General features: G+C 56.8%; 12 protein-coding genes. 4 read left to right on the forward strand and 8 right to left on the reverse strand.

Annotated features, from left to right (window positions below):
* Positions 1-149 precede the first annotated feature (149 nt).
* From ODJ80_RS05575 to ODJ80_RS05600, 6 genes are read right to left on the reverse strand one after another with little or no spacing between them, the layout of a single operon-like run.
* Positions 150-1160, reverse strand: coding sequence for a sugar-transfer associated ATP-grasp domain-containing protein (locus ODJ80_RS05575; protein WP_263041275.1), 1011 nt, complete (start codon positions 1158-1160; stop codon positions 150-152).
* 14 nt (positions 1161-1174) lie between these two features.
* Positions 1175-1387, reverse strand: a complete 213-nt coding sequence (locus ODJ80_RS05580) for a DUF3006 domain-containing protein (RefSeq protein ID WP_263041276.1) — start codon at positions 1385-1387, stop codon at positions 1175-1177.
* Complete coding sequence (locus ODJ80_RS05585) at positions 1384-2343, reverse strand: ComEC/Rec2 family competence protein (protein WP_263041277.1); 960 nt, start codon at positions 2341-2343, stop codon at positions 1384-1386. The genes ODJ80_RS05580 and ODJ80_RS05585 overlap by 4 nt, the downstream gene beginning before the upstream one ends.
* Positions 2344-2351: 8 nt before the next feature.
* The gene (locus ODJ80_RS05590; RefSeq protein ID WP_263041278.1) at positions 2352-5102 is read right to left on the reverse strand and encodes an FtsK/SpoIIIE family DNA translocase; all 2751 of its coding nucleotides are present in this window, start codon (positions 5100-5102) and stop codon (positions 2352-2354) included.
* 58 nt (positions 5103-5160) lie between these two features.
* Complete coding sequence (locus ODJ80_RS05595; RefSeq protein ID WP_263041279.1) at positions 5161-6105, reverse strand: undecaprenyl-diphosphate phosphatase; 945 nt, start codon at positions 6103-6105, stop codon at positions 5161-5163.
* A 43-nt stretch (positions 6106-6148) separates the two neighbouring features.
* The gene (locus ODJ80_RS05600; RefSeq protein ID WP_317619869.1) at positions 6149-6919 is read right to left on the reverse strand and encodes a ClpP family protease; all 771 of its coding nucleotides are present in this window, start codon (positions 6917-6919) and stop codon (positions 6149-6151) included.
* Between the two features lie 192 nt (positions 6920-7111).
* On the opposite strand from ODJ80_RS05600, the gene ODJ80_RS05605 reads away from it, so the two are divergent.
* The 3 genes from ODJ80_RS05605 (at position 7112) to ODJ80_RS05615 (ending at position 10177) form a co-directional block, all read left to right on the forward strand.
* Positions 7112-8092 carry an AEC family transporter gene (locus tag ODJ80_RS05605; protein WP_263041280.1) on the forward strand — a complete coding sequence of 327 codons (981 nt, stop codon included), beginning with the start codon at positions 7112-7114 and terminating at the stop codon, positions 8090-8092.
* A gap of 166 nt (positions 8093-8258) precedes the next feature.
* The gene (locus tag ODJ80_RS05610) at positions 8259-9476 is read left to right on the forward strand and encodes an NADP-dependent isocitrate dehydrogenase (protein ID WP_178864422.1); all 1218 of its coding nucleotides are present in this window, start codon (positions 8259-8261) and stop codon (positions 9474-9476) included.
* 41 nt (positions 9477-9517) lie between these two features.
* Positions 9518-10177 (forward strand): redox-sensing transcriptional repressor Rex, encoded by a 660-nt coding sequence (locus tag ODJ80_RS05615; RefSeq protein WP_263041281.1) that lies wholly within the window; start codon positions 9518-9520, stop codon positions 10175-10177.
* 62 nt (positions 10178-10239) lie between these two features.
* On the opposite strand, the gene ODJ80_RS05620 is transcribed toward ODJ80_RS05615, so the two are convergent.
* Positions 10240-11088 carry a peptidylprolyl isomerase gene (locus tag ODJ80_RS05620; RefSeq protein WP_263041282.1) on the reverse strand — a complete coding sequence of 283 codons (849 nt, stop codon included), beginning with the start codon at positions 11086-11088 and terminating at the stop codon, positions 10240-10242.
* Positions 11089-11323: 235 nt separating this feature from the next.
* Between ODJ80_RS05620 and ODJ80_RS05625 the strand changes: the two genes are divergently transcribed.
* Positions 11324-12256 (forward strand): S1 RNA-binding domain-containing protein, encoded by a 933-nt coding sequence (locus ODJ80_RS05625; RefSeq protein WP_263041283.1) that lies wholly within the window; start codon positions 11324-11326, stop codon positions 12254-12256.
* A gap of 164 nt (positions 12257-12420) precedes the next feature.
* On the opposite strand, the gene ODJ80_RS05630 is transcribed toward ODJ80_RS05625, so the two are convergent.
* On the reverse strand, positions 12421-14901 hold the full coding sequence (locus tag ODJ80_RS05630) for an ATP-dependent Clp protease ATP-binding subunit (RefSeq protein ID WP_263041284.1): 2481 nt from the start codon (positions 14899-14901) through the stop codon (positions 12421-12423).
* Positions 14902-14903: the final 2 nt, after the last annotated feature.

Genomic DNA, 14903 nt, shown 5'->3' on the forward strand with positions numbered 1-14903 from the left:
GAACAGGATGGGGGAAAAGTGTAGCTGTTGTTTTGATGCTTTTTCCGTTTCCGCTTTCGTTTCCAAGCAAAAAACCTGCTCTGGCTTAATTGCCGGAGCAGGTTTTTCTACAGGCTGAGACAGCTACGCATGTAGCTGTCTTTTTTATTTCAGATCCCCTTCACAAATTCCCGGAAGCGGGGCAGCATGCCGATCTTATCCGGGGTGTGGGGCGGCATTTGCAGGATGTCATAGCCGGGCAGGTTGTTGCCCTCCACGAACACAGGGCCGTTGGGCGTGATGGCCACGTCCCAACCCACATAGCGCATCTGGGGCACCACCTGAGAGGCCTCCAGGCACATGGCCTTGGCCTCCTCCCAATAGGGGATGGCAAAGCCCTGGATCTTGGTGTGGGTGCGGGGATGCTCCGTATAGGTGTGGCGTGCCTTATCGTAGGCAGGGTACTGGATGACGCCCTTTTCCAGGTCAATGGGGGCGAACATGCCGCCGGAGTGGAGGTTGTCCACAGGCCGGTCGCTGTTGCCGATGCGGATATGGGCATAGACGATGTGGGGGCCCGTCTCGTTGAGCACTGTGACCACCCGCAGGGTGTTGATGGCGTGGGGGTTCATCTTGTTCATGGTTTCGTGCTGCTGGAGCACGTCCTCCACCACGCCGATGCCCTGCGCCTTTAACTGGTCGTACATGGCGTCCAGGCTGGAAAAATCCTTTTTGAAGAGCTTGTTCACCCCAAAGCCGCCGCTGGAGGACTCCGGCTTGACCATCACCGCATCGCGCGTCTCCATAAAGGCTTTGAAGTCCTCTTTGCTGGCCTTGGAGAAATCCAGCCACTGGCGGCCGATGTACTTGGCGAAGGTGGTGTAGAACTCCGTCTTGTTGTCAAAGAAATGGTAGTAGTCCCGGTCATTGAGAATGCGCACCAGGTCGTTGTTCACCTTGCGGGTGATGTAGGTGGCCCGCTGGGCATCAGTGAGGTTGTAGAACTCACACAGCAGATAATCGTTGAAGCCAGCACCATATTTCAGACCGCACTGGATCACATCCGTCAAGATGGCGGCGGAGTTCTTCCCGGTCAGCTTGTGAACTTTCCCCACCGTGCGGAACAGCTCGGCGTAATCCATGTCTTTGACACAGCGCAGAAGGAATTGCAGCTTTCCCATGGTCCTCTCCCCCTTTACCTTTTTTTGCCGCTTCGGCCCGCGCCCTTTTGGCCCGGCTTTGCGGCTTCCTCATCCAGGCGAAGCTCTCCCTCATCGGTGATGGTGAGCACGCTGCCAGCCTTTGCCCCTGCGGGCAGCTCTGGCAATTCGATGGCGAAGAACTTCTGGTCCTTATCGGTGCAGATGGCATATTTGCCCTCTAAACGGTCGATGACAAGCTGTTTCATGGCTTCTCTTCTGTCCTTTCCACTGTGTTGTAAAATTCACTCCAAAGGGACAATTCTTCCCCGTCCCAGGAGAATACCAGGTCCCCATCGGTATCGGTTCGGTAAATCTCAGCTCCCACGCTTTCAAGGCGGAGAAGAGTCTCCTCCCGGGGCAGGTTGCTGTTATCCGGCCCCACGGAAATTGCCGCGTATGTGGGAGAAACCGCTTCCAGAAAACGCTGTGAGCTGGAGCCCGCACTCCCATGATGGGCCACCTTGAGCAGGTCGGCGTCCAAATCCACGCCGGATTTGACCAGGTCCAACTCCGCTTGATATTCAATATCTCCGCAAAACAAAGCAGAAAATCCCAAATAGTCCAGCCGCAGCACCAGGGAACAATCGTTGGTTTCCTCATAGTCCCGCAACGGGCCCAGGACTTCCAGCTTTGTGCCGCCCAGGGAAAGGCTTTCCCCAGGGCGAACCTGCCGCACGGGAACAGCAGAGGATCGAGCCGCGTCTTCTAGGGCCCTGTATTCCAGGGTGCGGCGCATGGCCTCTGGCCAGGGATAAACCACCAGCTCTCCCACAGGGACTTCCTCCAGCACTTGGGAGAGCCCGCCGGTGTGGTCACTGTCCGGATGGGAGGCGATGGCATAGTCCAAGCTCTCTATTCCCAGCCGGAGCAAGTAGTCCACCACCCGGTCCCCGGAGGCAGAGGTGCCCCCATCCAACAAGGCGGCATGCCCTTCACATTCCAGAAGGAGGGCGTCGGCCTTGCCCACGTCAATCATATGAAGGCGCAGGCCCGCCTCCCCTTGGGGGCCGCGAAAGCCGGAAAGCGTATAAGCCTTGGTCCAAAAGGACTGTCCCGCCGGGGCGGCAGAAAACACCAGCAAGCCACATAATGCGCACAGCGCCGCACGGGAGGCCCAGGCACGAAGCAGACGCCCCTTCCCTTTAACGCGTCTCTCCCCCATGGCGGTTTTTACTCCTCTTCGTGGGGGGAATCCCCCTTCTGCATGTTCTTTTCAAGCCACTGGGCGTAGGTCATCAGCACCTGCCGCGGTTTCGACCCCTCGTGGGGACCCACCACACCCAGTTGTTCCAGCTCGTCGATGAGCCGTCCGGCACGGGCATAGCCCAGGCGGAGCCTTCTTTGCAGCAATGAAGTGGAGGCTTGGCCTGCCTCTACCACCACCTTGATGGCCTCGTCGATCATGGGGTCTCCCCCGCCCTCGCTGTCCCCGTTGTCCTCAGACTTGGGATCGCTGGCAGCATTGCGCTCGATCTCCTCGATGACCTTTTCATCATATTCGATGGACTTGGTCTGCTTGACAAACTCCACCACAGAAGAGATTTCCTCGTCGCTGACATAGCAGCCTTGAACGCGAAGGGGTTTCGTCACTCCCACCGGGGCGAAAAGCATATCGCCATTGCCCAGCAGCTTTTCTGCGCCGCCGGAATCCAAGATGGTGCGGGAATCTACGGCGTTAGAAACCGTCAAGGCGATACGGCTGGGAATATTGGCCTTGATCAAGCCGGTCACCACGTCCACAGAGGGGCGCTGGGTGGCCACCACCAGATGCATTCCGGCAGCGCGGGCCAGCTGGGCCAAACGGCAAATAGAGTCCTCCACCTCTTTGGGGGCGGCCATCATCAAGTCGGCCAACTCGTCGATTATAATGACGATCTGGGGCATGGCCGGCATGGGCTGGCCGTTTTCATCCTGATAGCTTTGGGAAGCTGCCAGGCTGTTATACCCCTTCAGGTTGCGGACGTTAAACTCAGAGAAGATCTTATAGCGCTTCATCATTTCAGAGACAGCCCACCCCAAAGCGCCAGAGGCTTTGCGGGGGTCGGTGACCACGGGCACCAGCATGTGGGGCATGCCGTTGTACTCCGTCAGTTCCACCGCCTTGGGGTCGATCATCAGGAAGCGCACCTCATCGGGGCTGGCCTTGTAAAGCATGCTGACGATGAGGGAGTTGATACACACGGATTTGCCAGAACCGGTGGTGCCTGCGATAAGCAGATGGGGCATTTTGGCCAGGTCCGCGATGACGGCCTGCCCGGCGATATCCCGGCCCAAGGCTACGGACAACTTGCTTTTGGAGGACTGGAAGGAGTTAGACTCGATCAGTTCCCGCATCCGCACGGTGCTGCGGCTCTTATTGGGCACCTCAATGCCTACGGCAGCCTTTCCGGGGATGGGCGCTTCAATGCGCACACCGGTGGCGGCCAGGTTCAGCGCCAAGTCATCAGAAAGGTTGGTAATCTTGCTGATCTTCACGCCGGCAGCGGGCTGGATCTCATACCGGGTGACAGAAGGGCCCCGGCAGATATCCAGGATCTTGGTTTGCACGCCAAAGCTTTTCAGGGTGTCCACCAGGATGCGGCCGTTCGTCTGCAGTTCCTCTGTCTCTTGAACAGGGTTGCCGTGGGGGCTTACCGCCAGCATAGTGACCGGCGGAAAGCAGTACGCCTTCGCGGGCTCCGCCGTTTGGTACTGAAGCTGCTGGGCAGGGGTAGCCTCCCTCCGGTCATTGCGCTTCTTCTGCTCCATGAATTTTTCCGTGAGCTCTTTCACGTCATCCGGAACAGCAGGGCCCTCCGGAACGGGAGCCGGGGCTTTGGCGCTTTCCTCCCCTGTTTCACCGGGGGGATCCAGATGGGGAGGATCGGAATGGACGGCTTCCACAGGCGGCGCAGGGATGTGGATTTCCCCAATCTCCTCCAATGCGCGCTCCAGGGCCTGTGTCCCCTCTTCCACCTGCTTCGCGGCAGCGGCCTCTGCAGGCCGTGTGCCGGATGCCGCCTGTTCCACGGAGGGTTCCGCCTCCTCTGGGGAGTCCTCTACGCCAAAGACGGCCTTCAAGCGGTCCAGCTTCTCGTTCTTCTTGGGGGACTTCTTCTTTTCTGGAGGAGGCGGGAACAAACTGGCGGGAGAGTCAGAACGCACAGGGTGGGCGGGCAGCTGTTCCTCAAGGGGGACATCAATGCTGGTTTCCCGCTCCAAAATCAGGCGCTCCTCTTCCCGGCGCAGCCGGGCGCTCTCCAGGCCCTCGCTGACCATATCCACCGGTTTTTTAACCACTCGGAACAGGCCGATAAGCGTGGTGCCGGTGAGAATCATCACCGCCACAAAAAGAAGCAGCACAATGATGATGCGGGCGCCCACACCCCCTGCCGCCCGAAGCAGCGGAAGGCCTAAAAGCCCGCCTACCACGCCGCCGCTGGTCCCTGCATTTTGGGTGTAGAGATATACTATGTATTCCCAAAAGTTCAAACCGTCTGGAATGGATTTCCCTCCAAAGATGAAGCCGGTAGCGCAAAATAACACGATGACCAAGGCGGTCATCCAAACCTTGCCGCTGATAGAGCCGCGAGGCTTTTCCATGGCAGTGATGACTGCCACATAGATCATCAGCACGGGCCACAGCAGCGCCCAGCTGCCAAACAGCCCTAAAATCGCGTTGTGGACCCAGCGCCAGAGATTGTCCCCTGGGATGAGTGCCAGGCAGCCCAGCAGAATGGCGCAGGCAAACAGCACCACTGCCCGAATCTGGTTCTTCTGCCGGATGGCTTCCGCCGTAAGGGGCGGGCTCTGGGTTCCCCTTCCTCCTCGGGAAGTGCTTTTCGCCCCATTCCTTCCTGTGGCCTTCTTTTTGGCGGAAGAGGCTGGCGGGGTCCGCTTTTGCGCCGGCCTCTTCTTCGATGCGCTCTGCTTTGTTGGCAAAAGTCTCCCTCCTTCTCTTCCACAAGCTCACCGGTTTGCCGCCCTCAGGCGGCACGCTTTACAGGGGCAGGCCTGTAAAAAGGTTTTTTCCCACAATATGCTCTACGATGCCCAGAATCGTCACAATGCCTCCTGCAATCAAGGTGTAGAACGCGAAGATCCGCAGCTTGTTGGTGGTGACGATCCACTTGAGCAGCTTAATGGCTAAAAAGCCAACCACAGCCGAGGTGACGATCCCCGCGATAAGCGGGCCAGCCCCCACAGCGCCGGCTTGGTCTCCCATATCCAGCAGGGACACCAGGGCGGCAGCCGCAATGGACGGGATGCCCAGTACAAAGGAATAGTCCAGCGCGGTTTGCTGATTGATGCCCCGCAGCAGCCCCACAGAAAGCGTAGATCCCGAGCGGGAAAGGCCGGGAAAGACGGCGGCCAGGCACTGGGTGACACCAATGCAGATGGCGTCCACGGTATGTATCTTTTTCCGGCCGCTGCTGGTGATTACGCGCCCCGAGCGATCCTTGCGGCGGTGCGTCTCTTTAACGCGCTTATTGGCATGGATGCCCGCAAAAAGCAAGGCGCTGGTGGCAAGCAGGGCCAAGCCCTCAACCAGGATATCGGAATCGGACCCCAGCAGGTCAGAAAGCCCCTTGATGTCCAAGCCAGTGCCGGGGATAGGCAGGAACAGCAAAAACAGGGGCAAAAGCCCAATGGCCAGCATGAAGAGCAGCCGCCGGTCATGATTCATCTCGCTCCACTTGAAATTGCGGTGAGCAATGTCCACGCAAAGGGAGCCAAACTCCTTGATGAGGCGCCAAATCAGCTGCCGGTAGACGAATACCACGGCAACCAGCGTGCCCAAGTGGAGCATAATATCGAACAGAATACCGGGAAGCTCGATGCCAAAAAGGTGTTTTGAAATAGACAGGTGGCCGCTGCTGGAAACTGGCAGGAACTCGGTAGCCCCTTGGATGATCCCCTGGATGATGGCTTCAAAAATAGTCATAAATCTCCTCCTTTTATGTAACGGCGGAAAAACCGCCGGTCTATCACTCTGCTTTCTTTCGTTTGGCGGAGCCTCTCTTCCGCCCTTTCTCCCGGTCAATCATTCTGCACAGGCAGTCCATGGCGTCAGAGAGGGAACCCAAAGAGTCAATCAAGCCCTCTTCCACAGCGTCGGGACCATCGAGCACCGTGCCCACATCCATGACCAGCTCCTGGGTGTTCATCGCCAGGCTCATAAAGCGCTCGGCGCTGATGTTGGAATTCTGTGTGACAAAATTTGTGATGCGGTCCTGCATGCGGCGGAAATACTCCAGAGTCTGGGGAATTCCCAGCACCAGCCCGTTCATCCGCACCGGATGGATAGTCATTGAGGCGGACTCCGCGATAAAAGACCGTTTGGCCGCTACAGCCAAGGGGACTCCGATGGAATGGCCCCCGCCCAGCACAAGGGAAACAGTGGGTTTTTTCATGCCCGCCACCAGCTCTGCCAAGGCCAGGCCCGCCTCCACATCGCCTCCCACCGTGTTGAGAAGCATCAGCAAGCCGTCAATCTGGGGGTCCTCCTCCACAGCCACAATCTGCGGGATCACATGCTCATATTTCGTGGTCTTGTTTTGAGAGGGCAGGATGTAATGCCCCTCAATCTGGCCGATAACTGTCAGGCAATGGATCGTTTTCCCATCACACCGGGTGGTGACAGAGCCGTCTCCCGCCAGGGCGTTCTGGGGTGCGGGCGCACTGATTTCTTCTTCTCCCGCCTCTTCTGCGGCGCTGGCCGCCAGGCGGCGAAGCCTCTTTTCCTCTTCCTTCTTCATGGCAGCATCCTCCTTTACAAAGGATAGTTTGCCAAAAAAGCCGGGGAAACATACTGGTCCTTCAAGAAAAAGGCAGGGCACAGCACGCCTATTTTGTTATTATATCATTTGTTTCCCAGCAGGGCAAGGGAAAGCGCCGTATTTCTTCTTTTGGGGAAGTTTCGTTTGCCTATCCTCTGCTTTAGTGCTATAATGAGATCAATCATTCTGGCAACGAGGAGCGTGGGCATTTTGCTGGACAGCCTGATTCTTTCCCTAGAGATCGTGCTGCCCTTGTTCCTGCTGATGGCGGTGGGCTACGGCATCAAACTCACGGGGATGATGAACGAGACGACCGTCAAGCAGGTGAACAAGGTCATCTTTAAGATATTCTTGCCCTTGCTGGTGTTTGTGAACATCTACGATACCGAGCTGGCAGAGAGTTTTAACTCACAGCTGCTTCTATATGCGGTGTCAGGGGTAGCCATCCAGTTCGTGCTCTCCTTGTGCCTGGCCATCCTGCTGGAAAAGGACAATTCCCGGCGGGGAGTAATGCTGCAGGGCATGTTCCGCAGCAATTTTGTGCTGTTCGGCATCCCGATCAGCACGGCCCTGTTCGGGGATACAGCCGCCGGGTTGGCTTCCATTTTAATTGCTGTGATTATCCCCCTGTACAATGTGCTGGCTGTAATTTCTCTGGAGATATTCAACGGCAAAAAGCCCAACTTCGGAAAGATCCTTCTGGGCATTGTTACCAACCCGCTGATTATCGGTTCGGTGCTGGGGGTGCTCTTTGTGGTGTTCCGCGTTCCCCTGCCCACGCCGGTTTATGACACTGTCTCTCAGATGAAGGAAATTGCCACGCCCCTGGCCTTTATTATTTTGGGCGCCTCTTTCAACTTTGGGGACGTGGGCCGCTACATCAAAGAAGTGCTGATCGTCCTGGGTGCCAAGCTGGTTGCCTTTCCAGCCCTGTTCTTGGGCATTGCCATCCTGCTGGGCTTCCGGGATGCGCCGCTGGCGGTGCTACTGACCGTGTTTGGAGCACCCATTGCGGTTTCCTCTTTCACCATGGCACAGCAGATGGGCGGCGATGACAAGCTGGCGGGACAGCTGGTGGTGTTCAGCTCCATCTTTTCCATTGGCACCATGTTTTTGCTGATCTTTTTCCTGCGGGAAATGGCTTTCCTGTGAGAAAAGCGCTGCTTTTTAGGAAGAATGATGGGAAAATGCATTGACAGAACTTTGCTTTTCGGCGATAATAGAGCACATAGCCCAAGAATGGAGGGCGGCCTTTTGAGTTGTTAGAGAAGGAAAATTATTCCATATCAAAATAATGCGGCAAAGGAGAAGATGGACCATGGCTGAGTTTCAAAAAATACCCATGAAAACACCGTTGGTGGAGATGGACGGCGACGAGATGACCCGTGTCATCTGGAAGATGATCAAGGAGATCCTGCTTCTTCCCTACATCGACCTGAACACGGAATACTATGACCTGGGCCTGGAAAACCGGGATAAGACCAATGACCAGGTGACGGTAGACTCTGCCATGGCCACCAAAAAATACGGCGTGGCGGTGAAATGTGCCACCATCACCCCCAACGCCGCCCGGATGGACGAATACCACCTGAAAGAGATGTGGAAATCCCCCAACGGCACCATCCGCGCCATTTTGGATGGCACCGTGTTCCGCACCCCCATCCTGGTGCGGGGCATCACGCCCTTCATCCCCGGCTGGCGCAAGCCCATCACGATTGCGCGCCACGCCTATGGCGACGTGTATAAGAACGTAGAGGCGCAGGTGCCCGCGGGCGCTAAAACAGAACTGCTGGTGACTAAGGCGGACGGCACAGAGGAAAAATACTTGATCCATCAGTTCGATGGTCCCGGGATCATTCAGGGGCTGCACAACACGGACAAGAGCATTGAGAGTTTTGCCCGCTCCTGCTTTAACTTTGCCCTGGACATGAAGCAGGATCTTTGGTTTGCGACCAAGGACACCATCTCTAAAAAGTATGACCACCGCTTCAAGGATATTTTCCAGGATATCTTCGACAGAGATTACGCCGGCAAATTCAAGGAGGCCGGCATCGAGTATTTCTACACCCTCATCGACGACGCCGTGGCCCGTGTGATCCGAAGCGAAGGCGGGTTCATCTGGGCTTGCAAGAACTATGACGGGGACGTGATGAGCGACATGGTGGCCACCGCCTTCGGCAGCCTGGCCATGATGACCTCTGTGCTGGTGGCTCCTGACGGCACCTGTGAGTATGAGGCTGCCCACGGCACGGTGCAGCGCCATTACTACAAGTATTTGAAAGGCGAGACTACCTCCACCAACTCGGTGGCCACGCTGTTCGCGTGGACCGGCGCCCTGCGCAAGCGGGGCGAGCTGGACGGCAACGAGGCGCTGATGACCTTTGCCGGAAAGCTGGAAGCCGCCACCCTCTCCACCATCGAGTCCGGCGTGATGACCGGCGACCTGGCCTCTATGTCCACTTTGCCCGAGATCAAAAAAGTGGACACGGAAGGGTTCCTCCGGGCGGTGGATGAAAAGCTGCGGGAGATGCTGTAAACTCTCTCCCAAAAAATTTGTTCCACAGGAAGTAACGACACATGAACCAGAAAAAGCAGAACGTCTCTATGTCTGTTATCCGGCGCCTGCCCCGGTATTACAGGTTCCTCAATGAACTGGGGAAAAAAGGTGTAACCCGCGTCTCCTCCAAGGAGCTTTCGGAAAAGATGGGCTTTACCGCCTCGCAGATCCGCCAGGATTTTAACTGTTTCGGCGGGTTTGGCCAGCAAGGGTATGGCTACAATGTGAGCCAACTCTGCGGAGAGATTGAAAAAATCCTGGGCATCCAAAAGCGCCATCCCTGCATCCTGGTGGGGGCAGGCAACCTGGGCAAAGCCATTGCCCGGCACATGCCCTTTGAGCAGCTGGGCTTCACTTTGATCGGCGTATTCGATACAGCGCCCAACGTGATTGGAGGAAAGATCAGCGGCCATGAGATTCTGGATTACGCCGGAATACAGGCTTTTTACCAGGAGAACAGCCCCCTGATGGCCATTCTCTGTATTCCCCAGGTCTATGTAGAGGCGGTATCTGACGAGCTGTATAGGCTGGGAATCCGCTCTTTCTGGAACTTCAGCCATTATGACATCACCATGAAGCATCCGGACGCCATTGTGGAAAACGTGCATATGAACGACAGCTTGATGACGCTTTCCTACAAGCTGGCACAGGCAGAGCAGGATAAGCCCACTGAAGCATAAAGACACAGAAATCCCCCAGACATGCGTTCTGGGGGATTTTGCTATCTTTTTTGCGCCAGAGGTTATTCCGCCTCGTAAGGGACAATTTCAACGGACTGGATGACCATATCCTCCAAAGGCTTATCATTATCATCGGTATCGGCTTGAGAGAGGGTATATACCTGATCCATTCCCTCAAAAACCTGGGCGAACACAGTGTGGCCGCGGCCTGTGGTGGAGTAATACCCATCCAGCGTGGGATTGCCCCCGTGCTCCTCGTAAAGTTTTTTTACGGCGTCTGTCACCTTGTCCATATCCACCCAAGCGCCATAAGTAGAGGTAAAGGCCTCGGGGCTCTGCTCGTACACATCAAAGCCCTGCTGGTAGTAATCCCAACCGGCAGACATGCCTCCCGTGGCGTTGATGAAGAACTGGCTGCCATTGGTGTCGGCACCGGAGTTTGCCATGGAAACAGCCCCATCAATGTTCAGCAGGTTGTCGTTGAATTCATCGGCAAACGGCTCTCCCCAGACGCTTTCCCCGCCGGTGCCGTCACCCTGGGGGTCGCCGCCCTGGATCATAAAGTTTTCAATAATCCGATGGAATGTCAGGCCGTCGTAGTAGCCCTCTAAGGCATGGACTTTAAAGTTGTAGACGGCTTTCGGGGCCTCATCCGGGAAAAAGCGAAGCTTAAAGACCTCTCCGGACTCCATAGTGATGACGGCGATCTCTTCCCCTTCCTCGGGCATGTCCAGCTGATATCCTACCTTTTTGCCGTTATCCTTGGGCTGTAAGGAAGTATCTCCCTGAGAGACCACGCTCTCTGTAGTGCCGATGACAGTGGTAGCGGCGGTGGACTCAGCAGAACCGCAGCCCGCCAGCAGGCAGGCACACAGCAGGGCGGAAACCCCCGCAAAAAATGTACGCTTCATTGTGTTTCTTCCTTTCTTTATCCATGCCGGAGCCATCCGGCGCAGAAAACTGATGCAGAAAATATTGTACTCTAAAAGCGGACAAGATGCAACCTTTCCCCGCGCATTTTCCCTTTCTTGGATGCATAAACATGTTTGTATCACAGGAGGGGCAGGAGGCCGCGCCTGTTTTGGCGGCTTCCCGGGCCCTGGAACTCCCGGCGGTCCGCCCTTGCAGAGAAAGGAAGAACAGAAAATGCAGTTTCATCCGGAAGGCCATTTGATTGACACCTTTGAAAACAGGGCAGCGCTGCAAACGCCTGCTTCCCTGGCAGAGGCTATGCGGGACCAAACCATTTTGGAAGCCAAGGCCATCATGTGCGATTCCAAGCACAACCTGATCGTAGACCTGAAATTTATGCGGGGTCTTATCCCCCGGGAGGAAGGGGCAATCGGCATTAAGGATGGCAGCGTGCGGGATATCGCCATCCTTTCCCGGGTAAACCGGCCGGTGTGTTTTTTGGTGCAGGACTTTATCCGGGATGAATACGGGCGCATTACGGCGCTGCTCTCTCGCCGGGCCGCCCAGGAGAAGTGCCGGGAAGAATTTGTCCGCAAACTCTCCCCCGGCGATGTGATTGACGCCAGGGTGACCCACATCGAGCCCTTCGGAGTCTTTGCAGACATTGGCTGCGGCATCGTTTCCCTGCTGCCCATCGACTCTATCTCGGTCTCCCGCATTGAGCACCCACGGGAGCGGTTCCTGGTAGGGATGGACATTCGCGCGGTGGTAAAGTGCCGTGAAAATGCGAGGGTGACGCTCTCTCACAAGGAACTTTTGGGAACCTGGGCGGAAAATGCCGCTAGGTTTAAGCCGGGAGAAACAGTGGGGGGGATTATCCGCAGCATTGAGAGCTACGGGGTATTTGTGGAGTTAGCCCCCAATCTGGCGGGATTGGCAGAAGTGAAGGAGAACATCTATCCCGGCCAGCAGGCCAGCGTGTTCATCAAAAGCATTCTGCCCACCCGCATGAAGGTGAAGCTCATCCTCATTGAGACCTTTGACCCAGACCCCAAAAAGCCCAGCCCTCCAGAATACTTTTTCCAAGGGGACCACATGGACGAATTTATTTACTCACCCCCTCAATGCGAAAAACATATCGCCACCTGCTTTGGCCCTCGGACTTAAAGCCATCCCTGCCGGAAAAGCCTCTGCACCGCCCATCATGTATGGGCATTGCAAAAAGGCCCCTGATGTAGTCTGCATCCTACATCAGGGGCCTTTTATCTATGGCTCCGTTTTACCGGACTTGTTCCCACCCCAGGCAGTGCCCTTTTATATGGGAATGGATCTTACTGCTGGCCTTCGGCTTCAACAGGCTCGAAGGTGAATTTCCCCTCCGCGTAATCGCAGCGGTAGGTCTTGTTGGCTGTAACAGCCCCTTCCAGCATCTTCTCAGAGATGGGGTCCTCTACCACATTCTGAATGACGCGGCGCAGGGGACGGGCGCCGTAGGTGGGGTCATACCCCTTATCAGCCACGGCCTCTATGGCGGCATCGGTAAAGCTCATCTGGATATCCATATCCTTCAGCTTCTGCTCCAAGGTGGAGAGCATCTTCCGGGCAATCTGCTGGGTATCGTTCTTGGTGAGCTTGTGGAACACAATGATGTCATCCACACGGTTGAGGAACTCTGGCCGGAACAGGGCTTTCAGTTCCCCCATGACCAGCTCCTTAGTCTTTTCAAAGTCCGCTTCGGCAGCGGCCTCTTGGGAGTCGTTTTGAGAGAACCCCAGGCTCTTTTGCTTGTCGGTGATCAGCCGGGCGCCCACATTGGAGGTCATAATGATGACGGTGTTTTTAAAGTCCACCGTTTTGCCCTGGGAGTCGGTGACACGGCCGTCCTCCAAAATTTGCAGCAGGATGTTGAACACATCCGGATGGGCCTTCTCGATCTCATCGAATAGCACCACGGAGTAGGGCTTGGTGCGCACGGCCTCTGTCAGCTGGCCGCCCTCGTCAAACCCCACATACCCGGGAGGGGAACCCACCAGGCGGGAGACAGTGTGCTTTTCCATATACTCGGACATGTCGAAGCGGATCATGGCCTTTTCATCGCCGAACATGGCCTCAGCCAGGGCCTTGCACAGCTCCGTTTTACCTACGCCGGTGGGGCCCAGGAAGATGAAGGACCCGATGGGCCGGTTTTTATCCTTCAGGCCCACGCGGCCCCGGCGGATGGCTTTTGAGATGGCGGTGACGGCTTCCTCCTGGCCGATAACACGCTTGTGCAAGGTTTCCTCCAAGCGCAGCAGCCGCTGGCTCTCCTCTTCCGTCAGCTGGGTGACGGGCACCCCGGTCCACATGGAGACAATATCCGCAATGTCGCCGGGGACCACCACGCTGTTGCTCCGCTCGTTTTTAGAGGCCCACTCATCCTTGGCGCGCTCCAGCTGCTCTTGCAGTTCTTTCTCTTTATCCCGCAGGGACGCGGCGCGTTCAAAGTCCTGGGCATTGACGGCGGCAGCCTTGTCGATCTCAATGTCCTTAATCCTCTTTTCCAGGTCCTGCAGGTCCTCCGGCGCGGTGAAGGTGCGCAGCCGCACCCGGGAGGCCGCCTCGTCGATCAGGTCGATGGCCTTGTCGGGGAGATACCGGTCCGCAATATACCGGGAGGAGAGCTTCACAGCAGCATCAATGGCCTCATCGGTGATGGTCACCTTGTGGTGGGCCTCATACCGGTCTTTCAGACCCTTCAAAATCTGGACAGCCTCTTCCTCTGTGGGCTCCCCCACCATGACGGGCTGGAACCGGCGCTCTAGGGCGGCGTCCTTTTCAATGTGCTTGCGGTACTCGTTGATGGTGGTGGCGCCGATGACCTGGAAATCACCCCGGGCCAGGGCGGGCTTCAAGATGTTGGCAGCATCCGCCGAGCCTTCGGCGGAACCGGCGCCGATGATGGTGTGCAGCTCGTCAATGAACAGGATGACATTGCCGTCCTGCTTCACCTCGTCAATGGCGCTCTTGATGCGTTCCTCAAAGTCGCCGCGGTACTTGGTGCCGGCCACCATGCCGGTCAAGTCCAGGGACACCAGGCGCTTGTTTTTTAGCAGTTCCGGCACTTCACCCGCTTGGATTTTCAAGGCCAAGCCCTCGGCCACAGCGGTTTTGCCCACACCGGGCTCGCCGATGAGCACGGGGTTGTTTTTCGTGCGGCGGCACAAGATCTGGATGACCCGCTCGATCTCGTTCTGGCGGCCAATGACAGGGTCGATCTTGCCTTGGGCGGCCAGCTGGGTCAGATCCCGGCCGAATTGATCCAGGGCCCGGCCTCCCTGCTGCCCCTCTTCCCCATTGGCAGGATGGGACTGCCCCTGGCTGTGGAGGGAAGCGTTGTTCAGCATGGAAGAGAGCTCGGAGACGATGCGGTTGGGGTCGGCTCCCAAAATCTGCAGGAAGCGCATGGCGTAGCTCTGGCCATCCTCGATGATGGCGATAAGAAGATGCTCGGTGCCCACATACGCATTGTGAAGCTGCGCCCCTGCCACGGCCGCCACTTGCAGGATACGCTTGGTGCGGGGGGTGAACTCCTCTGTGGAAAGCGCAGTGGGCTCTCCTGTGCCAATGCGTTCCCGGATGAGCTTCTCGTAAGCCTCTGCCGTTACGCCCAGCTTATTCAGCACGGTGTAGGCCACGCCGGTTCCTTCCTTTAGCAGGCCCAGCATCACATGCTCGCTGCCCACATAATCGTGGCCCAGCTCCTCCGCAGAAGAGATGGCCAGGTTCATGGCATTGTTCGCCTTTTCAGTAAAACCATTGAAACGGTATTTCATAG

The organism is Acutalibacter sp. LFL-21, assembly GCF_025630755.1.
Lineage (GTDB): Bacteria > Bacillota > Clostridia > Oscillospirales > Acutalibacteraceae > Acutalibacter > Acutalibacter stercoravium.

Coding starts and splice junctions, on each gene's coding strand:
- ODJ80_RS05585 (WP_263041277.1), bottom strand. CDS start 2,343: ATGGGGGAGAGACGCGTTAAAGGGAAGGGGCGTCTGCTTCGTGCCTGG.
- ODJ80_RS05625 (WP_263041283.1), top strand. CDS start 11,324: ATGCAGTTTCATCCGGAAGGCCATTTGATTGACACCTTTGAAAACAGG.
- ODJ80_RS05630 (WP_263041284.1), bottom strand. CDS start 14,901: ATGAAATACCGTTTCAATGGTTTTACTGAAAAGGCGAACAATGCCATG.
- ODJ80_RS05580 (WP_263041276.1), bottom strand. CDS start 1,387: ATGAAACAGCTTGTCATCGACCGTTTAGAGGGCAAATATGCCATCTGC.
- ODJ80_RS05620 (WP_263041282.1), bottom strand. CDS start 11,088: ATGAAGCGTACATTTTTTGCGGGGGTTTCCGCCCTGCTGTGTGCCTGC.
- ODJ80_RS05575 (WP_263041275.1), bottom strand. CDS start 1,160: ATGGGAAAGCTGCAATTCCTTCTGCGCTGTGTCAAAGACATGGATTAC.
- ODJ80_RS05595 (WP_263041279.1), bottom strand. CDS start 6,105: ATGACTATTTTTGAAGCCATCATCCAGGGGATCATCCAAGGGGCTACC.
- ODJ80_RS05600 (WP_317619869.1), bottom strand. CDS start 6,919: ATGAAGAAGGAAGAGGAAAAGAGGCTTCGCCGCCTGGCGGCCAGCGCC.
- ODJ80_RS05610 (WP_178864422.1), top strand. CDS start 8,259: ATGGCTGAGTTTCAAAAAATACCCATGAAAACACCGTTGGTGGAGATG.
- ODJ80_RS05605 (WP_263041280.1), top strand. CDS start 7,112: ATGAGATCAATCATTCTGGCAACGAGGAGCGTGGGCATTTTGCTGGAC.
- ODJ80_RS05615 (WP_263041281.1), top strand. CDS start 9,518: ATGAACCAGAAAAAGCAGAACGTCTCTATGTCTGTTATCCGGCGCCTG.